Consider the following 24,685-nt stretch of genomic DNA (forward strand, 5'->3'; position numbering starts at 1 on the left):
GCCTAGTTGCCATGACAGACAATTTCACGCCGGGCGCTTTCGCCGAAGAGCTCACAGCCGCCGGTATTCCCGACCACATGCACGGCTGGCTGGGCAGGTTTGGCGTCGGGGCCCTGGTGGTGAAGATGGGGATCCGTTTCCTGGAGATGAGCCCTGAACACACCGTTGCCACCATGCCGGTGGAAGGAAACACGCAGGTGGCAGGCATCCTTCATGGCGGAGCGCACGTGGTGCTGGCGGAAACACTGGGTTCCTTCGCCGCAGGAATGCATGCCGGCCCGGGGCGCCATGCCGTGGGCATTGAGGTCAACGCCACGCACCACCGGTCGATCGCCGAAGGCGTGGTCACTGGCACCTGCACGGCAGTCCACCTGGGACGCACGCTGACCACGCACGAGATCGTCATGACTGATGCCCAGGGAAGACGCCTTTCGACCGCGCGGATCACCAACATGCTCCGCGACAACGCCGGCTAGGGGAAACCCGGGTCAGGACTGCCGGCCCGGGGCCCGGGCAACAGGTAGCGCAACTCAACGATGCCCCTGCCCAGGGTGCGGGAGGCCGCCAGCTCAAGTGGCGGCGTCGGGCCGTTCATGGGCAGCAGCCGCTTCCCCGCGCCCAGCACCACCGGGATGACGGAGAGGATGATCTCGTCGAGCAGTCCGGCGTCGGCGAACTGGGCTGCCAGGTTGCCGCCACCGACGACCCAGATGTTCCCGTCCCCCGCCGCACGCCGGAAGTCGGCAATGAATTCCTCGACGTTCCCGCGCACGAACGTGACGTCCGCGCGCTCAGGGGTGCGGTACACGTGGTGGGTGAAGACGAAGCTGGGCGTGCCGGCGTACGGCCACCTGCCCGGCTCATGCTCCATCAGCCAGGCGTACGTCTCCCCGCCCATGACGATGCAGCCAACACCTGCCATGAAGCCGTTGTAGCTGTCCGCTCCACCTTCGAAGCCGTCGAACTGCAGCAGCCAGTCCAGGTTGTCGGTGGTCGTGGCGATGAAGCCGTCCAGGGAGGCGGCCACAAAGTACTGGATACGCGGCATGGCCCCAGCCTAACCAGGAGCAATGGGCTGGCCAACAGCCGGGCGGCGCCGGCCGGGTGCCCTACTTGGAGAAGTAGGGGATGATCAGGTAGAGCCCGGCCAGGACCGCCAGGCCGCAGAGGCCGAAGCAGAGGTAGGCGAAGGAACGCTTGACGCCGGGCGAGGTCTGCTGCGCGTCCGCGGCGATGGCGGTCAGCCGGACGCCGAGCGAGTAAAGGGTCACCACTGTTGCGGCGGCCACCAGCGTTGCAACCGCAACGTTCAGCAGTTCCAACCACTTCATCGCCGATTCTCCTTGGTGTTGTTGGCCCTGGCGTCAGCCCTGGCTTGCGCTTCTGCCTTGGCTTTGGCTTTTGCTTCGGCCCGGGCCTTCTTCTTTGCGAACCGGACAGCCTGGCCGGCTTCCTCGACCTCCACGGCGTTCTGGTGGCTCACGGACGACTTGCGTGAGTAGAAGAACATAAAGAGCACCGCGGCGCTTCCGGCGACGGCGGCGATGAGCACGCCCACGGCACCGGTCTTAACCAACAGGGCGGTGAGGGCTCCGACGACGCCTGCCGCCGGGAGGGTGAAGAGCCAGCCCAGCGCGATCTTGCCCACCAGGTTCCAACGGACGGTGGTGCCGCGGCGGCCCATTCCGGAGCCGATGACGGAGCCGGAGGCAACCTGGGTGGTGGAGAGGGCAAAGCCCAAATGTGAGGACGCAAGGATGGCGGATGCCGTGCTGGTCTCGGCCGCGAAGCCCTGGGCGGGCTTCACCTCGGTCAGGCCCGATCCCATGGTGCGGATGATGCGCCACCCGCCCGCGTAGGTTCCGACGGCAATGGCCAGTGCGCAGGCGGTGATCACCCAGAGCTGGGGACCGGAGCCCGGTGCCTGGCTTCCGGCGGCGATCAGGACCAGCGTGATGATGCCCATGGTTTTCTGGGCGTCGTTGGTTCCGTGGGCCAGGGCAACCAGGCTGGAGGTGAAGACCTGGCCGGTGCGGAAGCCCCCGCGCTTCTGGGTGAGCTTGGTGCCCGTTTCCGGATCGTGGCGTGCCGTGAGGGCATAGGCCAGACGGGTGCAGACATAGGCGGCAAGGCCGGCAATCACGGGGGCGAAGACGGCTGGAAGGATGACCTTCTGGACCAGGCTCTCGAAATTGACGGAGCTGAATCCTGCCCCGACCACTGCCGCGCCGATGAGGCCGCCGAAGAGGGCGTGGGAGGAGCTGGAAGGCAGGCCCTTCAACCACGTGATCATGTTCCACAGAACGGCGCCCATCAGCCCGGCGAAGATGATTTCGGGGGTGATCTGGACGCCGCCGGAGCCCTCGCGGATGATGCCGCCGGATACTGTCTTGGCCACCTCGGTGGAAAGGAAGGCGCCCACCAGGTTGAGGACGGCAGCCAGGGCCACCGCTGTCTTGGGCTTGATGGCACCCGTCGCGATGGGCGTTGCCATGGCGTTCGCGGTGTCGTGGAAGCCGTTCGTGAAGTCGAAAAATAGTGCCAGTGCGATCACCAGCGCCACCATGAAGGTGATATCCACCTGTTGCCCAATCTGCAGAGTCGACGGTCAGCAGTTTCTCTTACCAGGCTGCCTTGCACAGCATAGTTCACCGGCTGTTTACGTGGAATGACTTGCGGCGAGGGCACAACCGGCGGGAAACCTTATCGATCGTACGCGTACCCTGCATGAGGTCAAAACACGGATTGGGCAAGGAAAGACCGGAGGATGCCGAGTTCGGCGGGCGTGATTCCGTGCCGCGGGTGCGGCGAGACGGTGAGGATGCGCCGGCCCAGGATGCGCGCCCACCGTTGCGCTTCGGCTTCGAAAGCCAGTTGGTCGTCCACCCAGGCCACGGCATCGGGGCCGGTTTTTTCGACATCTTCCTGTATGGCCCGGAGCTTCCACCAGCCTGTCCCGCCGGCAGCCCCGTCCGCAGCCAGGTACGGCCACGAGGTACCGGCCAGACCGAGGGCGGGACACAAGTACCGGGGTGCCAGCTCCTCCCAACTGGTCAGCCAGACGCAGCGCAGCCCTGGCGTCACGGCCAAGGCATTGAGTTCGGCCACAAGTTCCGCCGCGTAGGCGACAGGCAACAGGCCGGCGTCGGCATGCTGCCAGGCCGACCCCCACCCTGTGACTCCTTGCGGGCCGAACGGGCAGACCACCCCGTCAACGTCCAGGTAAAGCGTCCGCTCCACGCTGCCGCCTGCGGGAACTCAGCCCTGGTGGAACTGCGGCGGCCGCGGTCCCGGGTCCAGCTGGGGCGCGATCTTCTCCTCGATGGCCGCCACGGTGGCGTCCGGCAGGACGATGAGGCCGTCCAGCTCACGCCGCGCCCGTTTGTACGCAGCCTGTCGTTCAGCCGGGGTGGCCGCGTGGTTTTCCGCGATCATCAGCAGTTTCCGGGCCGTGGCCAGCCGTGCACGCTCCGGACCGGTGAACCTGCTGTCCCTGATGCGCCGGGCTTCCCGCTCGGCCACATCAAGGGCCACGGCGAAGTTGTTGACCGCCTGCCGGTAGGCGGCAAGGCCGGACTCGGACCTAAGCTCTTCGGCGGAGGCCGGGCGCTGGCCGTCGGCTTGGCGCTTGGCGCGAAGGAAGGCAACGGTGAGCGGCTCCCGGACGTCTGTCATGAGGGGAAAGTCGATAAGCTTGCCCACATCGAGCTCGTATTCAAGCCACCGCCGGTTGGTGGCTTGATGGGTGTCCATCAGTGCCTGCACCTCGGCGACGGAGGCCCGTTCAGCCTCCAGCGCGTGGTTCCTGAGTGTGCCAGGGCCCACCCTTCGCCGGTACCCGCCCTCGCCGGCCTGCCGCCAGCCCCGTGCCCAGCGTCCGGCGAACGCCATCAGCGGAAACACCATCCACCATTTGTCGGACAGGAACTCCATGAGGGACCTCACGCATTAATCGTCGCAGTCCGGAGGTCCGGCCTCAAGGGAGCCTTGTGTCAGGAGGTGGGGGTGGCCTGCTGTGTGTTCACGTTGACCAGCCAGGAAACGCCAAACCGGTCCGTGCACATGCCGAAAACGTCACCCCACGGCGCCTTTTCCATCGGAACAGTCACTGCTCCCCCGTCGCCGCTCAGCTTCTGGTAGTACCCGCGAAGCTCCACTTCGTCGTCGCCGCTGAGGGAGATGGAGATGGCCGAACCCGGCTGGTACTCCATGATGTTCGGTGTGTCGGCTCCCATGAGCACCATGCCCTGCGTGGTGGTCAGCATGCCGTGCATGATCTTCTCCGCTTCGGCAGGGTCCTCGCTGGCCTGGAAGTCGGCAAAAGTGCTGAGCGTCAGTTGACCGCCGAAGACGGACTGGTAAAAGTTCAGTGCCTCGCGGGCATTGTCGCGGAAGCTGAGGTAAGGATTGAGGATCATTGGCATGGAAGGATCTCCTCTGACAGAAGCGGAACCGGGCAGACAACATCCTGCCGCATCGCACTGCGGCCCGGTAGGTCACGCTTCCCGTGTTGGCCCCGTTCCGTGGGTGCGGTACGGACCGCTGGAACGTAGGCTCGGGTCATGGCCCGATTCTTTGACGTTCATCCCCACGACCCGCAGCCCCGCGCCATCGCGCAGGCAGTAAAAATCATCCGCGACGGCGGCCTGATCGCCTACCCCACGGACTCCTGCTACGCCCTGGGAGCGCAGATGGGCAACCGGGAGGCCCTGGACCGCATCAGGAGCATCCGGCACCTGGACGATAAGCACCACTTCACCCTGGTCTGCCGTGACTTCGCGCAGCTGGGACAGTTCGTGAACATCGGCAATGACGTCTTCCGCAGCATTAAAGCCGTCACGCCCGGAAGCTACACCTTCATCCTCCCTGCCACGAAGGAAGTGCCCAAGCGCCTGCTGCATCCCAAGAAGAAGACCGTGGGGGTACGCATCCCGGACAACCGCGTGGTCCAGGCGCTGCTGGCCGAACTGGGAGAGCCGCTGCTGTCCAGCACGCTGCTGCTGCCGGACGAAGAGGAACCACTGACCGTGGGCTGGGAAATCAAGGAGCGGCTGGACCACCAGGTGGACGCCGTGATCGATGCCGGTGACTGCGGCGCCGAGCCCACCACTGTGGTCGATTTTTCCAGCGGGGTTGCCGAGATCGTCCGGCGGGGCATGGGCGACCCGTCCCGCTTCGAGTAGCCGTCGCGGGGCACTTTGGCGGGTGCCGCCGTCGTAATGTCCGACGGCGGGCGGCGGCTCCCTGCCCAAGGTGCCCCAGGACGGGGGGCGGGTTCAGTCCTGCTTCTTCGCCCGGCTCGGCTGGACCCTCGGCGGTTCGCCAGGCATCTTTGGATAGTCCGGTGGGAAGGGCATCTCCACCAGCCCGTCCTTGCAGTCGCGGTCCCACCATTCGAGCAGGACGTCGATGGTTCCGGGGGTGGCGCCGAAGTCAGCCCAGGGGTCGCCTACGGTCTTCAAGCGGTCGGGCACCGTGACGATGGTGAAGTTCTTCGGATCCGCCTGCTCCAGCTCGTCCCACGTAAGGGGGCATGACACCGGGGCGTACGGAAGGGCACGCGGGCTGTAGGCACCGGCGATGGTGCGGTCGCGGTTGGCCTGGTTGAAGTCCAGGAACACACGCCGGCCGCGTTCTTCCTTCCACCACGCCGTGGTCACCTGGTCTGGAATCCGGCGCTCCACCTCCCTTGCCGCCGCGATCACCGCGTGCCGGACGTCCAGGAACTCGCGGGTGGCTTCGATGGGGGCGTAGACATGCAGTCCCCGGTTCCCGGACGTCTTGATGAACGCCTCCAGTCCCGCCTCGGCCAGGACGTCCTTGAGCACCAGGGCCGCGGGGACGGCGTCGTCGAAGTCCGTGCCGGGTTGCGGGTCCAGGTCGATCCGCAGCTGGTCGGGGTTGTCCGTGTTTTCGGCCCGGGAGGGCCAGGGGTGGAAGACGACGGTGTTCATTTGTACTGCCCAGACGGCGGCAGCAGGTTCGTCGAGCACCAGCTGGGGATGGGACCGTGCACTGGGGTACACCACCTTGACGGACCTGACGAAGTCCGGCGTGCCTTTCGGCGGGTTCTTGGAGAAGAACATCCCGCCTTCGATGTTGTCCGGGTACCGCTGCAGTGAGACGGGCCGGTCGCCGTTGGCGGCGATGAAGGCCTCCCCCACGTCGCAGATGTACTGTGCGAGGTCGAGCTTGGTCAGCCCCAGGTCAGGCCACAGGACGCGGCTGGGACTGGAAATGCGCATCTCACGCCCGCCGTTGGGACCCGGGACGGTAATGGTGGTCTGTTCACTCGCCATGGGGACAACGTACACCCCGTCACCGGCGCGGACCGGCACATCCGGCTGCCCTCCGGCATGATGGAGCCATGCCCGCATCCGATCAGCAGCTCACCCTCGCCGCCGGTGACGCCACCTTTTCCGCCGTCTATGCGCGCCCCGGGGCCCCCACCGCCACCGTGGTGCTGGCGCACGGCGCCGGCGCCGGCATGGAGCATCCCTTCCTCCGCGGGTTTTGTGATGCCCTGAATGGCCTGGGCCTGGCCACGCTGCGCTTCAATTTCCCGTACATGGAGGCAGGGCGCAAGTTACCCGACCGTCCCCCGGCTGCCATCGCCGTGTGGCGCGCAGCGATGGGCGCCGCCCAAGCACAGGCCGACGCCAACGGCGACCGCGGGCCGGTCTGGGCTGCAGGCAAGTCGTTCGGCGGACGGATGGCCTCCATGGCCGTCGCCGACGGCATGGCCGCTGCGGGCCTGGTGTACCTCGGCTACCCGTTGCATGCTCCCGGCAAGCCCGAAAAGCTCCGCGACGAACACCTCTACGGACTGACCACGCCCATGCTGTTCCTGCAGGGCACCCGCGACCCCTTTGCCACGCCCCGCATCCTGGCTGACGTTGTATCCCGCATAGGCCCCAACGCCGTACTGCAGGGGGTGGAGGGCGGCGACCATTCCTTCGCGGTGGCGGGAAAGAAACGGGCGCCCGACGAGGTGGGCGCGTCGCTCGCCGCCCCCGTGGCCGGCTTCATCGCGGCCCGCGAAGGACAGGCGGCCTGACGGTTGAAGGGCAGCCCCTTACACGATGGGGGCCATAGGCGTAGCGTCTGATGTGTGGGGTTGCGGCGGCGCCTCCCTCTGTCCTGACCCGTCGGCCCCGGCAACATCTATCGATGGAGGACCGGCGATGGCTGGTTGGAATGCTGACACTGCTGCCGGACCGGTCGGAGCCGGAAACATCACCCTCGTGGAAGGGTCCTGTTTCTGCATCTCGCTCCCCAACGGGGACATTCACCCCGAGCATCCGCACGGCGTCTTCCATGAAGATACGCGCATCCTTTCCCGCTGGGACCTGAAGGTGAACGGCAAGCCGCTGGAGCCGCTGGCGGCCGACGTGAAGGAGCCCTACCGCGCCTTGTTCATCGGCCGGGTACCCCGCTCGGACGGATATGCGGACAGTCCACTGGTTGTGGAACGCCTGCGCGAGGTCGCGGCCGGGGTCTCGGAACGGATCACCATCCGGAATTATTCGTCCGAGCCCGCCGAATGCACCGTCTCGGTCAGGGCCGAATCCGACTTCGCCGACCTGTTCGAAGTGAAAGATGCGCGCAAACAAAGGACGTGGGAGGAATCCCGCAGCCATGAGGGTGACTCCCTGACCATCAGCGCGGTATGGCACGACGTCCTCAAACGGGTCTTCGTGCACGGAGAGGGCGCCGTCTCCACCCCCGACGTCCTGACCTACGAGGCAGTGGTGCCGCCGCACGGGCACTGGAGCAGGCAGCTCAGCGTGGTCCCGGTCAGCGGCGGTGAACCGGTCCCGGCGTCGTCGCACCGGCATCCCACGGCACCTGACATGTCCCCCAGCGACCGCCGGCGGAGGGAATGGGTGGACAAGATCCCCAAGCTCCACATGGGTAACCGGTCCATCGAAAGGACGCTGCGGCGAAGTTACGACGATCTCGGCGCACTCCGGATCCAGGACCCCGCCCATCCTGAGCGGATCGTGGTGGCGGCAGGCGCGCCCTGGTTCATGACGCTGTTCGGCCGTGACTCGCTCTGGGCGTCCGAAATGGCGCTGCCCGTGGACCCTTCCCTGGCGTTGGGCACACTGCAGACTTTGGCCGACCGGCAAGGCAAAGTAGTGGATCCCATGAGCGAGGAAGAACCGGGTAAGATCCTGCACGAAGTGCGGCTGGGGGTCTCCAGCGGCCTCGCCCTGGGCGGAAAGTCGGTCTATTACGGAAGCGTCGATGCCACTCCGCAATTCGTCATGGCCCTTGGCTCGGTAAGCCGCTGGGGTTTCGCCAGGGACACCATTGCCGCCCTTCTCCCCCATGCAGACCGGGCCCTCGACTGGGTCCGGGAGTTCGGGGACAAGGACAGCGACGGGTTTGTCGAATATTCCCGCCTTAACGACCAAGGCCTGATCAACCAGGGCTGGAAGGACTCCTGGGACGGCATCAACTTCGCCGACGGCAGGGTGGCCAACCCTCCCATCGCGCTCTGTGAGGTCCAGGCCTTGGTCTACAGCGCGCTGCTGTCCCGGGCATGGATGGCTTATGACGCTGGAGACGCGCCGCTGGCGGCGAAGCTCACCAGCGAGGCCGCGCGGTTGAAGAAGAAGTTCAATGAGGAATTTTGGCTGCCAGAGCGCGGCTACTTCGCTGTTGCCCTGGACCGCGACAAAAGACAGGTGGATGCCTGCGCTTCCAATATGGGTCAATGCCTGTGGCACGGCATCGTTGATGACGACAAGGTGCCCGCAGTGGTGGAGCGGCTGATGTCGCCCGAAATGTTCAGCGGCTGGGGTGTCCGGACCCTGGGTACCGACATGGGTGCCTACAACCCGGCGAGCTACCATAATGGTTCCGTGTGGCCCCACGATAACGCCATCATCGCGGCAGGGTTGCTCCGCTACGGATTCGTGGAAGAGGCACAACGAATTTCCACCGCCCTGCTGGAGGCTGCCGATTTTTCCAACGGCCGGCTACCTGAGCTTTTTTGCGGCTTCAGCCGGGAACAGGTCAGTGAGCCCGTGCCCTATCCCACGGCCTGTTCTCCGCAGGCCTGGGCGGCGGCCACACCTATCATGCTGATCACCAGCCTGATGCGTTACGACGCGCACGTGTCCCGCGGCGGTTTTTGGATGGACCCCGTACTGCCCGAGTCTTATGGGGACCTGCACCTGACCAACGCACCGATTGCCGGAAGCCGGATGAGGATCGATGTTGTTGGCTCGGAGGCCTCTGTGCAGGGGCTTCCCGAGGGCATCACATTCCATCGCGAACATCGGCCATGGCTGACCGAGCTCATGGCGGAAACGGGACTGCTGGGGTAACACCAGGACTACCGGCCGCTACGCTGCCTCTTCGTGCCACCAACCTTCCCAGGCGGCCGAGGTGAGGCGGCCGGCCGGGAAAGCCTCCGGGGAATCGTCTTCCCGGGCGCGCCTGTCCTCGTCACGGCGGCCGTCCAGCAGCAGGTTCAGGGTATTTACGAGAAACATGTTCAGTCCTTCCTGAGGTGCGGGGTGGACAACACCGTCCACGTGGGAAGGAGCCTATCCAGCACATGTTTCATCAGGGGCACGTGAGGTTTCGGCCGTGTATCGGTTTACTCACGTGCCGGCCCAACACCTGACAGGACCGCCGGAATACGGCTATTTGCGTTGCTTGGTGCGTGCTGTTGCCGGAGCCGACCAGGGGTCCTCCGGCCAGGGGTGCCTGGGGTACCGGCCCCGCATTTCCGCCCGTACCTGGCCGTACGGGCCGGACCAGAACGAGGTCAGGTCATCCGTCACGGCGAGTGGAAGCCGGGCCGGGGAAAGCAGGTGGAACAGGACCGGGACCCGGCCATCCACCAGCCTCGGGGACTCGGCCAGCCCGAAGCACTCCTGCAGTTTCACCGCCGCCACGGGCGCGGCACCGTCGTCATCCAGGTCCGGGTAGTCGATCCGGACGCTTGAACCGCTGGGCACCTTAAGCATTTCAGGGACGAGCTCGTCCAGCCGGGCCGCTTCGGGCCAGGGCAGCAGCCGGCGCATGGGCCGCGCCAGGTCAATCGAGCTGACCGGTTTGCCGCCGGCGAGCTCTTCCAGCTCAGGTTCCAGCCACTCTTCCAGCCGGGACAGCAGCGCGCTGTCAGAAACCTCGGGCCAGGGCGCACCCAGCTCGCGGTGGAGGAAGGCAAGGCGGCGCCGGAAGGAGGCCGCCGCCGTCGACCATGACAGTATGGACAGCCCTTCGGACCGCAGCGCGTGCGCCACCGCTTTCCTTCCTTGTTCGGCAGTGGGACGGACGGGCGTCGTGGACAGCACTATGGCACCCAGCCGCCTGGTCCGCCGGGCGCTTACCCGGCCCCCGCTGAAGCCTGCCTCCACGGTGTCGGAGAGCAGATGCGAGGCCGCCCTTTCGGCGGTCGCTGCCGACAGCGGCGCGGCGACGCGGATCACCGCCCCAGTGCCTGCCGCGTCCCGGCCTTCCGTGCGGGACACTTCGGCAACGGCCAGCCATTCATGGCCCGTCAGCGTGCTGCCCGCCGGGAGGCCTGCCCTGGTGCCGGATGTCAGCAGGTATTGTCCGGCTTCCCCGCTGCCGGGCACGAGGCGGGCCACGCGGTCGGGAAAGGCGAGGGCGACGACGGCCCCGACAGCTTCGTCATTATTCGCGGCACTGGAGGCCGGATCCGGGTCGCCGGCCTTTTGCCGCCGCGCCAGGGAGGCCAGCCGCTTTGACTCCTCCGCCCAGCGCCTTCCCGCCGGGCCAGCGTCCGCCCTGAGCTGTGACAGCAGGCGGGGCAGGTCTGCTCCCGGCGCGCGGTGGTCGCCGGAAAGGGCAGCCACCACACCGGCGGCCAGTTGATCACCCGTGGCGGCGGCACCGCCGCCGAGTAATGCCCGGGCCAGGCGCAGGTCAGCGGGTATTCCGGCAAGGACCCTTCCCTCCGCCGTCACCTGGCCGCCGTCGGACACGGCACCCAGTTCCCGCAGCACCTCCATTGCGTCATCCATGGCAGGCGGCGGAGGAGCGTCCGGCAGGGCAAGGCCGTTGCCGCGCGGTGCGCCCCAGCAGGCGAGAATGAGGGCGGCGCCGGTCAGGTCCGCCACGTTGATCTCGGGCGTCACATGGGCCGGGGCCGCGCCGTAAGCCTGCTGTGAATAGCAGCGCACCACCTTACCCGGGCCCTGGCGGGCGGCGCGGCCGGCTCTTTGGCCGGCGGAGGCCCGGGAGCAGGAGACGGTGACCAGCCCGCCCATCCCCCGGCCTGAGTCCCGCCGCGGCTCCCGCGACAGGCCCGAATCGATGACCAGCCGGACCCCGGGCACGGTCAGGGAGGATTCGGCAAGATCCGTGGAGACGATGATCCGCGGCCGGTCCCCGGGCCGGCGGCCAGACACGGCCCTGTCCTGCTCCGCTGCGCCCACCTGGCCGTGGAGCTCCAGCACGTCAACCTGTCTGCCCACCCGGCCCCGCAGCGCTGCGGCGACGTGGGAGACTTCCCGGGCACCCGGCAGGAAGACAAGCGCGTCCACGGGGCTGCCTGTATCCGCGGCAAGGGCGTAGGCGTTGGCAGCCGCGGCGGCGACATGGTCCAGGAACGAACGGCTCACTCCCCTGATATCCAGGCGGGCTGCGGGAGCCGGGAGCCATTCCACCTCCAGCGGGTGGTTCGCAGAGGGACAGTCGACGACGGGGGCCGGCGCGCCGCCGTCGGGATCGCCCAGCAAGGCGGCGAACCTGGGGGCGTCCAGGGTTGCGGACATGGCGACGACGGCCAGGTCACCGCGCAGCGCGCGGACCTCCGCCAGCATGCCGACCAGGAGGTCCGTTTCCAGCCCGCGTTCGTGCACCTCATCGAGGACGACGGCGGCGGTCCCGTCGAGCCCCGGGTCGGCCAGCAGGCGGCGCAACAGGATGCCCGGGGTGACGAACTCGACGAGGGTTTCCGGGCCTGCGCGGCGCTCCCCGCGAACGGTGTAGCCCACACGGCCGTCCCCAGGGCCGGCGTCGAGGGCTGAAAGACGGCGGGCGGCCGCCCGTGCGGCAACGCGCCGGGGTTGGGTGACGACGACGCGGCCGTAGGCGCCATACATGTTTGCCAGCAGCGGCGGGACGAGGGTGGTCTTGCCTGTTCCCGGCGGTGCCTGCACAACGGCGGCTCCCGGGGACGCTCCATTACCAAGCGCCTCCTGCAGGGCGGGAAGGGAACCTTCGAAGGCAAGCCCCGCACCGATGGCCACGAGGTCGAAGGCAGCGAAGGCGGGCTCGCCGCCAGGAGGGATCATCAGTCCATTCTGCCCTGACGGGGAGGCTGCCCTCCGATCCCATCAGGGCTTGCCTGGGCCCTTGCCCTTGCCCTTGGCTTCCTTGGCCGTGTCCTGGCCCTGCGGACCCGGTGCCTGCACATCGAGAGCAGGTGGCGGAACGGCGCCTGGAACCACGGGTTCCACAGGCGCGGGAGCAGGGTTATTTTGGGTGGCGGTGTCGGCCAGTGCCGTGGGCGGAGTGCCGGCCTGGACTTCCGCGGCCGGAGGCGCCGCCGGAGCCGCGGCAGCAACCTGCCTGGTGAGGTCTGCCCTGACGGCGGAGAGCGCAGTCTCGATGCCGCGGTAACGCGCGGCGGAGAGCCGGCCGGCGGCTGCAGCGTCGCCCAGGTCTTTTTCGAGTGCCTGCAGGGCTGCCAGCGCCCCGTCCATCCTGTTCTCCGCCGCTGCCTGGCTGATACTCAGCACGCGGATCTGGAAACCCCGGAGGACGTTGCCGTCGGTGTCCGTGGACCGGATACCGGACGCACCGGCCACCGCCCCGGCGGCAACAAGGACGCAGAACAGCAGCATCAGGGCGCGGGTACCGCGGCGCCGGGATACGGGAACTCTTCCGGCTGCGGGGGCCGTCACCACAGCCCTCTGCGCCGGTTCCGCCTCAAGCAGCATGCCTGCCCCGCAATGCGACGGCCTGCGCGGATCGAACGGGCAGCACAGTTACGGCTGCAGATTCACCCGCAACGGGCTGCGCGGGGAGGCACCGTACCCGGGAAGCCGGCCTAGCCAGAACCAACCGGAGGGCGACGCGCAGAGCGGTGGCGATCAATAAGCCGATGCCAACCCCAAGAAGTACATGCCCCGCCAAGTAGTGCCGCGCGGCTCCGGGGCCACCCTCTGCGGCCACTGCCGCGCCACCAACCGTCAGCATCAGTGACAGGGCCGTACCGAAAATTGCGCTCATGGCTCCTGCTCCCATCCCATTTAATCAGTAAGCTTACTACCAATGCTCAGTAAGCTTACTACCGGATGGGCCGGAAGCAAGGGCCAGTGCGTCCGGGAGCCGGGCGCCGCGCTCCCGGCGTGGACCTCAGCCGGCGGCTTCAAGCAGGAGTACCGCCGGGGTCAGCGCGGCATAGCGGCCCCTGAAGAACAAAAGGGGTTGGCCGTCGTGCCGAGCGTCGAGATGCCGCACTGCGGCCACGACGATAGTGTGGTCGCCCCCGTCGTACTCGGCATGCAGTTCGCAGTCGAGCCAGGCGAGCGCGTCGTCCAGCACGGGGTTTCCCAGCGGCGACGACGTGTGGCTGACGCCGGCGAATTTGTCTGACCCGGACCGGGCGAACTGCCCCGCAAGGTGCCGGTGTTCGGACGGAAGAATGTTGACGGTGAACGAGCCGGCTTTGCGCAGCGCCGGCCAGGTGGTGGAGCTGCGTGCCGGGCTGAAAGTCACCAGCGCCGGGTCCAGGGACAGGGATGCGAAGGACTGGCACGTAAAACCGGCCGGCCCGTCCGGCGTGGAGCTGGTGATCACGGTCAGGCCGCTGGCGAAGGTTCCGAAAATATCCCGGAGCCGACGGTGTGCAAGATCTGATGTGACTGTCATGGAATGGCCTCTCGTGTGGATCGTCACCCCACCAAACCATCAGGAAAAAGGCCGGTTCAAGCCTGCCGAAACCCGCGGACGCGCACCGCAACGAACCGTCACGGCCGTACATCCGGCGTCATCGGCTCCGGTCACCGGCGCGCTGCGCGTGACGTTGCGTGACGCAGCACCGTGGCTTGTCGGCCCCTCCCGGCCCCCCTTGCCCCCCGCTGCGGCGGCGTGCCTCTACCCCTTGTGGTCCAGGGCAGCAAGCAGCCGGCGCACCGATCCGCCCAGGTTCCAGTCGTTGGCCAGCGTTTCCAGCTCCGCGCGCCGGCCACCGGTGACGGGCTGCAGCAGGGCGCCTGCCTCGTCAAGGGTAGGCAGCTCCAGGGTGCGCACAAGGCGGACGACGGCGGGGGCTGCTGCCAGGTACCCGGCAGCGGCTGACAGTTTGGCCCGGACGGGTGCCGAGACACCGGGGCCGGACTGGTCCGCGGCGGCCAGCAGGTTTTCAAGGGTCCCGAACTTCAGCAGCAGGGACGCCGCCGTCTTCTCGCCGATCCCGGCCACGCCGGGCAGTCCGTCGGAGGCGTCCCCCCGCAGGGTGGCGTAGTCGGCGTATTGCTGCGGAAGGACCTTGTACTTGGCCACCACCGTCTCTTCCGTCATGACCTCCAGGTTCTTCATGCCCCGGGCCGTGTAGATCACCCGGACGGCGCGTTCGTCATCACACACCTGGAAGAGGTCGCGGTCGCCTGTGACGACATCCACGGGGAACCGGGCCTGGCTCGCATAGGTGCCCACGACGTCGTCGGCCTCGTGTTCGGCTGCGCCCACTATGGCGATGCCGGCCAGGTCGAGCACCCGGCGGATCATGGGCAGCTGCGCTTCGAGGCCTTCGGGCACCATTTCGACGTCGGTTCCGCCCGCAACCGCCTCGGCCACCCTATGGGCTTTGTACGTGGGGACGAGGTCCACCCGCCATTGCGGCCGCCAGTCATCGTCCCAGCAAGCCACGAGGTGCGTGGGGTTGTAATCCAGGCTCAGCCGGGCGATCATGTCCAGCAGCCCGCGGACGGCGTTGACCGGCGTTCCGTCGGGGCGCCGGATGGTGTCCGGGAGTCCGTAGAAGGCGCGGAAGTACAGGGACGCGGTGTCGAGCAGCATCAGGCGCTGGGGCATACCTTGATCCTGACACGGATCCGGCCGTCGCGGCACAAGCCGGTTCGTCCTAGAAGGACCGGACCGTGAAGCCGAGGTCCAGCAGGCCCCGGCCGGCCTGTTCCAGGATAGGGTCGATGCCCAGGGTGGGGTGGCTCAGAAGGACGCTGACGTCCCGCTGGATGCGTTGCAGCGGATTGGCCAGCCGGTGGACGCTGCCGCCGGAGCCGGCAACCGCCAGGCGGACCGCTTCCTGCGCCGACTCCGCGCTGAGAGCGAGCGAGAGGCGAAGCGAGGCGCGCTGCCGGTCAGGCAGTCCGGCCACCGGGTCTTCGTCCGGGGACACGATGGCCAGCGCGGCCTGCCAGTGCAGCTGGGCGGTGGTCACCGCGCCTGACGCCCGCGCGTAGCGGGCCTGGGCCAGGGCCGACTCGCCTTGCCGGGTCTGCACGCCGTTCCTGTCCCTCGGCGCCAGCAACTGGGTGCGGAACAATTCAAGTGCGTATTCTGCCGAACCCAGCGCGACGGCCGGGGCAACGAGGTTCAGCAGGGTGGCCATGGGCGAGTGGATCAGCGGGTCGTTGTGGAACAGGCTTCCGGGGTTGCCGGGCCCACTGAGCTCGGCCCAGTCAAGGACGCGGTACCCGGGCACGAAGAGTCCGTCCGCCCGGAGGTCGTTGCTGCCCGTCCCCCTCAAGCCATCGGTATGCCAGGCATCCAGGAGTTCCAGGTCCGCGACGGGAACGAGCGCCTGCAACCGGACCCCTCGATGCTGCACGGCCAGCAGCGCCCAGCGGGAATGCATGACACCCGACGCGAAACTCCAGTGGCCGGAAATGGAGTAGCCGCCGTCAACCTTTGTCGCCGAGCCCACCGGCGCACTTGTGGCGGCCGCCAGCGGCATGCCTCCCGCGCCAAACACCTCGTCCTGGACGTCGCGGGGCCAGCGCGCCAGCATCCAGGCGTGTTCGGCCAGATGGCCGGCGGTCCAGGCGGTGGATGCGCACCCCCTGGCAAGGGCCCTGACGGCTTCGCCGTACGTCCGGGCACCCAGCGCATATCCGCCCACGGCCGCTGGCGGCAGGATCCGGAACACTCCTGCATCCTGCAGTTCCTGCACTGTCAGTTCCGGCAGGCGGCGCAGCCGCTCGGTTTCCTCGGCCCTGGCCCGCAAGCCAGGGATCATGGCTTCCACGCGGGCAAGCAGGCCATGGTGGCCCGGATTGCTTCCGGCAGCGGACTGCACAGGGTGCCCGACGGCGGCCTGGCCGAGGTCCAGCGTATGTCCGGTACGGTCCCGCTTGGCGGCGAGGTACCGGGCGTTGGCGGCTGAAAGGTGGACGCCGGTGGGGATCTGTTGTTCGATGCCGATTCCCAGCGCCGCCAACTGTCCGGCCTTGTCGGGATTGTTGGTCAGCAACCGGATGCTGCCCGCACCGAGGGCGTGGAGCATCTGCGCTGCCGCCGTGTAGTCGCGGTCATCGTCCCGGTGTCCCAGCGCCACGTTTGCGTCGTACGTGTCCAGGCCCTGGTCCTGCAGCGCGTAGGCATCCAGCTTTGGATAGAGACCGATTCCCCGGCCTTCCTGGCGGAGGTAAAGAAGGAAGCCTCCGGCTGACGCGATCCGTTCCACGGCTTCCCGCAACTGTGGGCCGCAGTCGCAGCGTCCGCTGCCGAAGACATCGCCTGTCATGCACTCACTGTGCAGCCGGACAAGCGGCGCCGTGGTTCCTTCCAGCAGCGCCTGTTCCCACCCGCCCAGGGCCAGCAGCAGGTGTTCCCGCCCATCGGACAGTCCATGGAAGGTCATCACATCAGCGGAAGTGGCATACCCGTCCGGGAAGAGCAGGGGGATATTCACCCGGGTGCGGATTGTTGCCGCGGGCAAACCGGCCGGAAGCGGCACTGAATGGATAACGGCGGTCACGGGTCCTCGCTTGCAGAGTTACTTGAAGATTAAAGTAATCCTAGCCCTTATTAGTTAAAGCTTCAAGTATTACCCGGACGCTGGACCCTTGCTGCAATCACGTGCGGGATGTACTCCGGCAGTTGGGGGCCGCGGGTCAGAGCCAGTCGCCGTCGGCGTAGGCGCTGCGAACGTGGGCACGGAGGTACTCCCCCACCACGGCGGCGCCCAGGTCGCCTGCCTCGGGTGCCACCACCCGGCCGTCCACGCGATGCGCCATCCGCTGGATGAAGCGCTCCAGGCCGGGGTCATTGCCAAGCCGGAAGAAGGTGGTCTGCGCCCCCATGCGGCCAAGGCGGTCTAATTCGCCGACGGTGGCGCGTATGGTTTCCGCATCCGGCGGCCAGTTGAACCAGGAGTCCCCGTCCGGGAGCAGATGCGCTGTGGGTTCGCCATCAGTGACAACCAGCAGGACCGGCTGCATTGACGGGTGGCGGCGGAAGAAGCGGCCGGCCAGCAGCAGACCGTGGTGCAGGTTTGTCCCCTGTTCGCGCAACGCAGGCAGCGAAGTAAGTTCGCCGATGTCCATGGACTGTGCATAACGGCCAAAAGTGATGAGTTCCAGGCGGTCGCCGCGGAAACGGGTGGACACCAGGTGGTGCAGCGCGAGGGCGGTGCGCTTCATGGGCACCCAGCGCCCCTCCGCAGCCATGGAGAAGGACACATCCACCAGCAGCGCCACCGCGGCCTGCGTCCGGGCCTCCGTTTCGGCGACTTCGATGTCCTCCACGGCGAGGCGCAGTCCTCGGGCCGGGTCGCCGCCGTCGGCCATCGTGCGCTGGATGGCGTTGGTCATGGTGCGGGTGACATCCCAGGGCTCCGCGTCCCCGAACTCCCACTGGCGGCTGGAGCCCGTCAGTTCACCGGCAGCGCCTGCCATCCTGGTGTCCCTGCTGCCCTGCCGCCCGGACAATTGCCGGGCGGCGTCACGGAGCAGCGACTTCCCCAGCCGCCGCATGGCCTGCGGGGAAAGCCTGAGATCGCCGTCGGCGCCGCGCCGCAGGTAGCCGCCGTCCTGCATGGCCCGCTCGATCTCAGCCAGGGTGCGCGCGCTCACGGCGGCCTTCTCGCCGAGCTGGCGGGCCAGCGCATCCAGGTCCAGGTCGTCGAGCCGGGAGCCGTTGTAGTTCTGCGAGAGCTGGTCGGACAGTTCGTCGAGTTCGGCAATGTCCTGGAGCACGCCGGTCCCGTCGCCGAGTCCCAGGCCTTCCTGCCCTTCGAAGCGTTCCGAACCCGTCCAGTCCTCTCCCGGCCGCAGGGCCTGGAGGGCCGCATCAAGTTCGCTGAGCTGGGCCATCAGTTCGGGTGAGCCGAATGCCTGGGCGGACAGCTGCATCAGCTCATTGCGCTGTTCGGGGGACATGGACTGCAGGAGCCGCTGGGCTGCGGCGGCGCGCTGGGCCAGGGCGTCCACCAGTTCCTCCACGGACTGCGGGTTCTCGGGGAAGAACTGGCCGTGTTTGGCCATGAAATCCTGGAAGTCGGCATCGCTGTCCTCGCCGCGCCGGTGCTTGCCCAGCAGTTCATTGAGGTCCCGGAGCATGGCGCTGACGGCTTCCCGGTCCTCGTCGGTGGCGCTTTCCAGCGCCTGCTTCATGCCGGCGAACCGCTGTTCGAGGACCTCCCGCCCCAGCAGGTCCTTGATCCTGTCGTACGCTTCACGGGCGGTGCTTGACTGCCAGTCGTAGGAGGCCAGTTCGTTAACAGCCGCTGCCGTGGAGGGCGGCAGGTTCTGCAGCTGCATCTCCCGGAAGGCCCGGTCGGTATTGTCCATCATGGCGTCGCGGGCCAGCTGCTTCCGCTCCTCCAGCACGGCCGTGTCCAGGAGTTTCTTCACCTCATCCAGGGTGCCGTCCAGCCGGTGGCGGCTGAGCAGGTCGCGCCGACGCTGCTGCACGCGCCGGGCAAGGTCATCCAGCCCGTCACGGTTTCGGCCGCCGCGCCGCAGGAATTCCTGGAGGGCGTGCCGCGGCGGGTAGCCTGCCATCACATCTTCCGCGACGGCGTCCAGGGCCTCCCCGAGGTCTACCGGCGGGGCCAGTGGGTCCGGACCGCCGGTGTAACGGCCGTATCTGGCGGACCGTTTGTGGATGGCCATGCTGCGTCCTGTCCCTAGCCGTAGATGGTTTCCTCGTCGTCTGATTCCTTGGAGATCCTTCGGCCGAGGTACAGGCCTTCCAGTGCGAGTTCGACGGCGGCGGCCCGCTGTCCGTCGTTTTCCGCACCCAGGCGCCGCCCGATTTCGTCGTAGAGGCCAGAGCCGTTCAGCGACGGAAGGTTGCCGAGGAACTCCTTTGCGGTGACCTGCTCGCCGGTGGTGACGGTGCGGTGCCCGTCAAGTGCTGCCACCAGCGGACCCATATCCAGGCCCTGGAAGTGGGCTCTTACAGACTCGGCGGTGGCAGTTCTGAGGAGGTGGTCCAGGATGCCCTGTTCACGCCCTTCCTCGCCGGATTCGAACTCGATCTTGCCTGTCAGTACTTCCACGGCAGGTTCCAGGTCGATGATCCGGGCCACTGCGTGGTCCTCGCCCCTGAGGCTTGCCCGCCGCAATGCAGCCGCAGCCACCGTTTCCGCGCCCGCAATGGCGAAGCGGGCGGAAACGCCGGACGTCTGGTTGATGGCCGGGGACTGCCGCAGGGCCCGGGTATAGCGGGCCAGGATCTCCAGGATGAAGGGTGGGACGTCCGCCACCAGTTGGCCCTCCTGACGGATCACCGAGACCTCGTCCTCGAGTTCGATCGGGTAGTGCGTCCGGATCTCCGCCCCGAACCGGTCCTTCAGCGGCGTGATGATCCGCCCCCTGTTGGTGTAGTCCTCCGGGTTGGCGGAGGCAACCACCAGCACGTCCAGCGGCAGCCGCAGCACGTAGCCGCGGATCTGGATATCGCGCTCCTCCATGACGTTGAGCATGGCCACCTGGATCCGTTCGGCCAGGTCCGGGAGTTCGTTGATGGCGATGATGCCGCGGTTGGAACGTGGAATGAGGCCGTAGTGGATGGTTTCAGGATCGCCGAGCCGGCGTCCCTCGGCCACGCGCATCGGGTCAACGTCGCCAACAAGGTCGGCTACCGACGTGTCCGGCGTGGCCAGCTTCTCTACGTAGCGTTCGGACCGGTGCCGCCACGCGACCCGCAGCCGGTCGCCCTCGGTCAGGGCGCGGGCCCGGGACTGCTCGGTGATGGGATCGAATGGGTGCTCATTCAGTTCCGAATCCTCGATCACCGGAGACCACTCATCCAGCAGTCCGGCCAGGGTACGGAGCAGCCGGGTCTTGCCCTGGCCCCGCTCCCCCAGCAGGACAATGTCATGGCCGGCAATCAGGGCCCGTTCGAGCTGGGGTATGACGGTCCTGCTGAACCCGAACAGGCCGGGCCAGGGGTCCCGCCCGGAAGCCAGGGCGGCGAGGAGATTGTCGCGGATCTCATGGCGAAGGTCCTTCTGGACATAGCCTGCCGCACGCAGTTCACCAACGGTGTAGATATCGGGGCGATCAGTCACTCCTCTACGGTAGCCCCCGGCCTGCGGCTAATCGAGAGATTCCTCCAGATTCCTGCGCGGCTACCGCTTGCCGCTCCCCGCGCGGCTACCGCTTGCCGCTCCCCGCGCCTCGCAAGCTCGGCACGGGGTCCCCTCGCGGCTACGCTTAGACCTGATGACACAGAGCACATTGATCCTCCTGGTGCGCCATGGCGAAACGCCCACCACCGGTACAGTCCTGCCCGGCCGCGCCCCGGGCCTGCATCTCTCCGAACGTGGACGCGCCCAGGCGGAGGCGGTTGCGGACCGGCTGTCCGGGCTGCCGGTGGAGGCGATCTATTCATCGCCCCTGGAACGGGCGCGGGAAACAGCCGAACCAACGGCAGCCCGCACCGGCACAGCGGTGGCCGAAGAAGCCGGCCTCCTGGAATGCGACTTCGGCGACTGGACCGGGGCCGCGCTCGCCGGCCTCACAGGCCTGCCGGAATGGCAGACCGTCCAGCACAACCCGTCAGTCTTCCGGTTCCCCAACGGCGAGGGCTTCTCCGGCATGCAGGCACGGATCGTCGGCACCCTGGAGACCCTCCGGGCCGCCCACCCGGGCGGGGTAGTGGTCTGCTTCTCCCACGCCGACCCTATCAAGGCGGCCGTGGCCCACGCGCTGGGCACCCACCTGGACCTATTCCAGCGGATCATGATCAGTCCGGCGTCGGTCTCCGCCATCTCCTACGCAGACGGGAAGGCGCCTGCCGTGCTCACGGTGAATTCGACGTCGGAACCGCTGAGCGGGCTGAGGCCCGCGTGAAGCGGGACAGATGGCTTCGGAGCGCACGGTGCCGGCTCGGGAGCTGACGCTCCTTAACGAGGGCCGCGTGGAGTTGCTGGGCCGGATCATGAGCGGCAGCAACGCCACGTTCCTGGTGGAGCTTTCCTGTGCCGACGACTCCGCCTGGGCGGTGTACAAGCCTGAGGCCGGGGAGCGGCCCCTGGCGGATTTCGACGCCGGCCTGTACCGCCGGGAGCGCGCGGCCTACCTCCTCAGCGAGGCACTGGGATGGGGTCTGGTACCGGCCACGGTGGTGCGCACGGATGCGCCCCTTGGGGTGGGATCGCTGCAGTGGTTCATCGAGGGCGAGCACGAGGAGCATTACTTCACCCTCTACGCCGACGCGCCCGAAACACACGCGGAGCTGGCGCGGATTGCCCTGTTCGACTACGTGGCGAACAATACGGACAGGAAAAGCGGGCACGTGCTGCGCGGTGCCGACGGCCGCATCTGGGGCATCGACCACGGCCTCTGTTTCTCCGCGGCGTTCAAACTGCGCACGGTAATCTGGGACTTCGCCGGCGAACCCATACCGGAGGCCCTGCTTGAAGACATCGCGCCCCTCGCCGCGGACATTCCCGCCGGGCTGGCGGAGTTGCTGGACCACGCCGAGGCCGTTGCCCTGCAGCGCCGGGTCCAACGCCTGCTGCAGGAACGAGTGCTTCCCGTCGACAGGACCGGCATGCGCTACCCATGGCCACTGGTCTAGGAAGCTGATCCTGGGCCCATGCCGGGTGGACCCTGTGGTGGACTGCCGCTACTGGGCCTCCGGGTGTCCCAGCGCAACGGCCGCGGCGGGGGCCGTTTGCTCAAGGTGCGCACCGATGTGCTCCAGGAGGTAATGCTGACCGGCAACAGTTGGATGGTCACCGTCCGGGCCGATGAGGTCCTCGAAATCGCCGCTGATCCAACCCTCCGCTATGGGGTCCACAAACTCGGCTCCGGCCTGCCGGGCAGCAGCTTTGAGCTCGTCGCTGATGTCAACCAGCCCCGGGTCCGGAGTTGCGGTGTAGGACGGCGGCCCCACCACAATGAGTTTCGCCTCCGGGGCCAGGGCTTCGGCGCGGTCCATGGCTGCCAGGGCCGCGTCGCCCAAGTCGGACGGCGCATAGCCCAGGTCGTTTTCGGAACCGAAGAACACCACGATGCCCGTGTCTGCGGTGACGTAGTCGTCAACCTGGGTGCCGAAGGTCCCGTTGTAGTCACCCACGCTGAGGTAGCCGCTTCCGTCCTCGGCTGCGTTGATGATTTCCAGTCCCGCCACGTCCGGGTCCGTACGCATCAGTGCGGGCCACGCCTGCTGGGGCGACGTGCCGTGTCCGGTGCTCAGCGAGTCCCCCACCACCACAACGCGGACCGGCGGCGCGGCCGTGGCCGGAGGCTCCGTCCGGGCTGCGCTTCCGGACGTGACCACCAGGAGGAGACCGGCCGCGGCCGCCGCTATGGCCCGGCCGGGGTGGCCCTGCAGCAAGCTGCTGTCGTGCATTGGTGCCGCCCTCCTGCCTGGAATCGTCGGGAGCCGCCGGGGCTGTCCGCCGTCGATCTGTCCTGTCTCCGTGTCCCATCGTAGGCAATGGTGGGAATACTGTAGGGCGAACGTGACCAGAATCAATAGGATGCACAGCAACTGCACAGCAACATTAGGGGGTTAGGTACCCCTCTGGACACGGTCCGGGGTAGGGACCGCTCCGGGCTAGGCTTGACCCGTGCAGCAGCAACCCACTCAATGGAACCCGGCAACCGGCCTCTCCGAGCAGGCGTCAGGCATCTACTTCGCTGAAGGGCCGGCGTCGAACTGGCTGGTGGTCCGCGACTCAACAGGATTCATCCTGGTGGACAGCGGATATCCCCAGGACCGCTGCCATGTGCTTGCGTCGCTGCGTTTCCTTGGCCTGGACCCGGCGGACGCCCGAGCCATGCTGGTCACGCACGGCCACGTGGACCATACCGGCTCCGCTGCCTTCTTCTCCGAGTCTTTTGGAACCCCGGTCCTGTGCTCGCCCACGGAACTGGCCCACGTGCAGGGCAAGGAGAAACACCAGGTCACGCTGGGACAGGTCCTCAGGCGGGCATGGCGGCCCCGCGTCTTCCGCTGGATGGTGCACGCCATCAGGGCGGGCGCGCTGGCGGCGAGGCCTGCTTCAGGGGCAATCGCCTGGGACAAGGACATGCTCCAGGCGCTGCCCGGCAGTCCTGTTGCCATTCCCCTTCCGGGCCATACACCGGGCAATGCCGCCATCCTCTTCCCGGACGCAGGGGCCATCGCCGTGGGCGATGCTTTCGTCAGCGGCCACCCCATCAGCCGGGCTTGCGGGCCGCAGATGCTTCACGCGATGTACCACACGGATGCAGCAGAGGCTCTTGCCAGCCTGCGGGAGCTGGCCGGCGTGGACGCCGCGGTTGTCCTTCCCGGCCACGGCCCTGCGCTGCACGTCCCCCTGGCAGAGGCCCTCGCCGCGGTGGGTACCCGCGAAGGCTAGAACTTTCCGTACCGCGCCCGGGCCATGGAGTAGACGCCGAAACAAATGAGGCCGGCGGCAATGGCGGCCAGGAGGAACACGCCATAGGGCTGGGATCCCAGGGTCTTCAGGCCGCCGTCCAGGCCCGAGGACTTGGACGGGTCGGCAGTTGCGGCCGCCACGATGATCAGGATGCCGACGACGGCGAGCACCACGCCCTTGGCCGCGTAGCCGACGGTTCCGATCCACTCAACCGTTGTCCGGGCATTCCCTGGATCCTGCAAATCCTCCATGAACTTCCGGGAGACGCCGCGGTAGGCGTAGAAGACGCCGGCCGCGACGATTGCCAGTCCCACAACGACCAAAAGCACCACCCCGGCGGGGGAACCCATCAACTTTGCCGTGAAATCGCTGGCCGACTGGCTGGAGTTCTTGCTGCCGCCGGCGGCAAAAACGGCGAACGTGAAGGCCAGGAACCCAAAGACCACGGCCTTCCCGACCGCCGTGGCGGCCTCCTTCAGTTTCTTCTTGGAATCGCTCTCCGTGCGGGCACCGAAGAAGGCCTCACTGAGCATCCACAACGCCAGCGCAGTGCACGCCACGGCTCCAACCCACAGCAGGATCCCGCCGCCCGGTTTGGACGCCAGGCTGCCGATCGCCCCGGACTGGTCGGCTTCACCGCCCTGTCCCCGGTCCAACTGCAGGGCAATGGCGCCGATCAGGATGTGGACCAGGCCGATGAAGACGAATCCGGCCCGCGCCAGCATGCGGACCGCCGGGCTGCGGCTGGCCGACGCGGCCTCGGATACTGCCCTGTTAGCTCCCTGTGACGCGTTGCCCATGGCCGGCCCTTCCGAATATGTAGTTGATCCTCTGTACCCCGGTCAGCTTCCCCTGCCTGCCAGCGTCGCGGAATGCTTCAGTGTAGATCCGTCCGCGCCGTCC

The 24,685-nt window shown here is 67.5% G+C and carries 24 protein-coding genes; 7 read left to right on the forward strand and 17 right to left on the reverse strand.

Annotated features, from left to right (window positions below; all coding sequences use genetic code 11):
- Nucleotides 1–11 precede the first annotated feature (11 nt).
- Nucleotides 12–476, forward strand: coding sequence for a hotdog fold thioesterase (locus J2X98_RS06710; RefSeq protein ID WP_141941174.1), 465 nt, complete (start codon nucleotides 12–14; stop codon nucleotides 474–476).
- Here J2X98_RS06710 and J2X98_RS06715 read toward each other — a convergent pair.
- The 6 genes from J2X98_RS06715 to J2X98_RS06740 all read right to left on the reverse strand — a co-directional run bounded on the left by J2X98_RS06715 (nucleotide 473) and on the right by J2X98_RS06740 (nucleotide 4,424).
- Complete coding sequence (locus J2X98_RS06715) at nucleotides 473–1,048, reverse strand: dihydrofolate reductase family protein (protein WP_307305828.1); 576 nt, start codon at nucleotides 1,046–1,048, stop codon at nucleotides 473–475. The genes J2X98_RS06710 and J2X98_RS06715 overlap by 4 nt on opposite strands.
- A gap of 61 nt (nucleotides 1,049–1,109) precedes the next feature.
- Nucleotides 1,110–1,331: a hypothetical protein gene (locus J2X98_RS06720; RefSeq protein ID WP_141941171.1), complete on the reverse strand. Its 222-nt coding sequence runs from the start codon at nucleotides 1,329–1,331 to the stop codon at nucleotides 1,110–1,112.
- The gene (locus J2X98_RS06725) at nucleotides 1,328–2,581 is read right to left on the reverse strand and encodes an inorganic phosphate transporter (RefSeq protein ID WP_141941169.1); all 1,254 of its coding nucleotides are present in this window, start codon (nucleotides 2,579–2,581) and stop codon (nucleotides 1,328–1,330) included. Before J2X98_RS06725 ends, J2X98_RS06720 begins: the two co-directional genes overlap by 4 nt.
- 152 nt (nucleotides 2,582–2,733) lie before the next feature.
- Nucleotides 2,734–3,240, reverse strand: a complete 507-nt coding sequence (locus J2X98_RS06730; RefSeq protein ID WP_307305833.1) for an HAD domain-containing protein — start codon at nucleotides 3,238–3,240, stop codon at nucleotides 2,734–2,736.
- 18 nt (nucleotides 3,241–3,258) lie between these two features.
- On the reverse strand, nucleotides 3,259–3,933 hold the full coding sequence (locus tag J2X98_RS06735) for a hypothetical protein (RefSeq protein ID WP_373460840.1): 675 nt from the start codon (nucleotides 3,931–3,933) through the stop codon (nucleotides 3,259–3,261).
- 59 nt (nucleotides 3,934–3,992) lie between these two features.
- Complete coding sequence (locus J2X98_RS06740) at nucleotides 3,993–4,424, reverse strand: VOC family protein (protein WP_307305839.1); 432 nt, start codon at nucleotides 4,422–4,424, stop codon at nucleotides 3,993–3,995.
- A gap of 138 nt (nucleotides 4,425–4,562) precedes the next feature.
- On the opposite strand from J2X98_RS06740, the gene J2X98_RS06745 reads away from it, so the two are divergent.
- Complete coding sequence (locus tag J2X98_RS06745; protein ID WP_141941162.1) at nucleotides 4,563–5,183, forward strand: L-threonylcarbamoyladenylate synthase; 621 nt, start codon at nucleotides 4,563–4,565, stop codon at nucleotides 5,181–5,183.
- A 93-nt stretch (nucleotides 5,184–5,276) separates the two neighbouring features.
- On the opposite strand, the gene ligD is transcribed toward J2X98_RS06745, so the two are convergent.
- Nucleotides 5,277–6,299 carry a non-homologous end-joining DNA ligase gene (gene ligD, locus J2X98_RS06750; protein ID WP_307305843.1) on the reverse strand — a complete coding sequence of 341 codons (1,023 nt, stop codon included), beginning with the start codon at nucleotides 6,297–6,299 and terminating at the stop codon, nucleotides 5,277–5,279.
- Nucleotides 6,300–6,367: 68 nt separating this feature from the next.
- On the opposite strand from ligD, the gene J2X98_RS06755 reads away from it, so the two are divergent.
- Nucleotides 6,368–7,057, forward strand: coding sequence for an alpha/beta hydrolase family protein (locus J2X98_RS06755; RefSeq protein WP_307305846.1), 690 nt, complete (start codon nucleotides 6,368–6,370; stop codon nucleotides 7,055–7,057).
- A gap of 127 nt (nucleotides 7,058–7,184) precedes the next feature.
- The gene (locus tag J2X98_RS06760) at nucleotides 7,185–9,338 is read left to right on the forward strand and encodes an amylo-alpha-1,6-glucosidase (protein WP_307305849.1); all 2,154 of its coding nucleotides are present in this window, start codon (nucleotides 7,185–7,187) and stop codon (nucleotides 9,336–9,338) included.
- An 18-nt stretch (nucleotides 9,339–9,356) separates the two neighbouring features.
- Here the strand turns inward: J2X98_RS06760 and J2X98_RS06765 are convergent, their stop codons facing one another.
- The 8 genes from J2X98_RS06765 to J2X98_RS06800 form a co-directional block, all read right to left on the reverse strand.
- Complete coding sequence (locus tag J2X98_RS06765) at nucleotides 9,357–9,506, reverse strand: hypothetical protein (protein ID WP_174237500.1); 150 nt, start codon at nucleotides 9,504–9,506, stop codon at nucleotides 9,357–9,359.
- A gap of 153 nt (nucleotides 9,507–9,659) precedes the next feature.
- Nucleotides 9,660–12,284 (reverse strand): ATP-dependent helicase HrpB, encoded by a 2,625-nt coding sequence (gene hrpB / locus J2X98_RS06770; protein WP_307305856.1) that lies wholly within the window; start codon nucleotides 12,282–12,284, stop codon nucleotides 9,660–9,662.
- Between the two features lie 42 nt (nucleotides 12,285–12,326).
- On the reverse strand, nucleotides 12,327–12,932 hold the full coding sequence (locus tag J2X98_RS06775; protein ID WP_307305859.1) for a hypothetical protein: 606 nt from the start codon (nucleotides 12,930–12,932) through the stop codon (nucleotides 12,327–12,329).
- 418 nt (nucleotides 12,933–13,350) lie between these two features.
- A complete protein-coding gene (locus tag J2X98_RS06780) occupies nucleotides 13,351–13,866 on the reverse strand; it encodes a flavin reductase family protein (protein ID WP_307305861.1) in 516 nt (171 codons plus the stop codon).
- 225 nt (nucleotides 13,867–14,091) lie between these two features.
- Nucleotides 14,092–15,030 carry a 5'-3' exonuclease gene (locus J2X98_RS06785; RefSeq protein WP_307305863.1) on the reverse strand — a complete coding sequence of 313 codons (939 nt, stop codon included), beginning with the start codon at nucleotides 15,028–15,030 and terminating at the stop codon, nucleotides 14,092–14,094.
- Between the two features lie 49 nt (nucleotides 15,031–15,079).
- Complete coding sequence (gene ribA / locus J2X98_RS06790) at nucleotides 15,080–16,936, reverse strand: GTP cyclohydrolase II RibA (RefSeq protein WP_307305866.1); 1,857 nt, start codon at nucleotides 16,934–16,936, stop codon at nucleotides 15,080–15,082.
- Nucleotides 16,937–17,072: 136 nt separating this feature from the next.
- A complete protein-coding gene (locus J2X98_RS06795) occupies nucleotides 17,073–19,073 on the reverse strand; it encodes a vWA domain-containing protein (protein WP_307305869.1) in 2,001 nt (666 codons plus the stop codon).
- Nucleotides 19,074–19,087: 14 nt separating this feature from the next.
- Nucleotides 19,088–20,476 carry a sigma 54-interacting transcriptional regulator gene (locus tag J2X98_RS06800; protein WP_307305872.1) on the reverse strand — a complete coding sequence of 463 codons (1,389 nt, stop codon included), beginning with the start codon at nucleotides 20,474–20,476 and terminating at the stop codon, nucleotides 19,088–19,090.
- Nucleotides 20,477–20,630: 154 nt separating this feature from the next.
- Here J2X98_RS06800 and J2X98_RS06805 point away from each other — a divergent pair, with 154 nt between their 5' ends.
- The gene (locus tag J2X98_RS06805) at nucleotides 20,631–21,260 is read left to right on the forward strand and encodes an MSMEG_4193 family putative phosphomutase (protein ID WP_141941143.1); all 630 of its coding nucleotides are present in this window, start codon (nucleotides 20,631–20,633) and stop codon (nucleotides 21,258–21,260) included.
- Between the two features lie 10 nt (nucleotides 21,261–21,270).
- Nucleotides 21,271–21,990, forward strand: coding sequence for an SCO1664 family protein (locus J2X98_RS06810; protein ID WP_307305877.1), 720 nt, complete (start codon nucleotides 21,271–21,273; stop codon nucleotides 21,988–21,990).
- Nucleotides 21,991–22,038: 48 nt separating this feature from the next.
- Here the strand turns inward: J2X98_RS06810 and J2X98_RS06815 are convergent, their stop codons facing one another.
- The gene (locus J2X98_RS06815) at nucleotides 22,039–22,767 is read right to left on the reverse strand and encodes an SGNH/GDSL hydrolase family protein (protein WP_307305880.1); all 729 of its coding nucleotides are present in this window, start codon (nucleotides 22,765–22,767) and stop codon (nucleotides 22,039–22,041) included.
- Between the two features lie 220 nt (nucleotides 22,768–22,987).
- On the opposite strand from J2X98_RS06815, the gene J2X98_RS06820 reads away from it, so the two are divergent.
- Complete coding sequence (locus J2X98_RS06820) at nucleotides 22,988–23,761, forward strand: MBL fold metallo-hydrolase (protein ID WP_307305884.1); 774 nt, start codon at nucleotides 22,988–22,990, stop codon at nucleotides 23,759–23,761.
- On the opposite strand, the gene J2X98_RS06825 is transcribed toward J2X98_RS06820, so the two are convergent.
- Nucleotides 23,758–24,582, reverse strand: coding sequence for a DUF1206 domain-containing protein (locus J2X98_RS06825; protein WP_307305887.1), 825 nt, complete (start codon nucleotides 24,580–24,582; stop codon nucleotides 23,758–23,760). The two genes, J2X98_RS06820 and J2X98_RS06825, sit on opposite strands and share 4 nt — an antisense overlap.
- Between the last annotated feature and the right edge of the window lie 103 nt (nucleotides 24,583–24,685).

The sequence above is a fragment of the Pseudarthrobacter enclensis genome, from assembly GCF_030811655.1.
In the GTDB taxonomy this organism is placed as follows: domain Bacteria; phylum Actinomycetota; class Actinomycetes; order Actinomycetales; family Micrococcaceae; genus Arthrobacter; species Arthrobacter enclensis_A.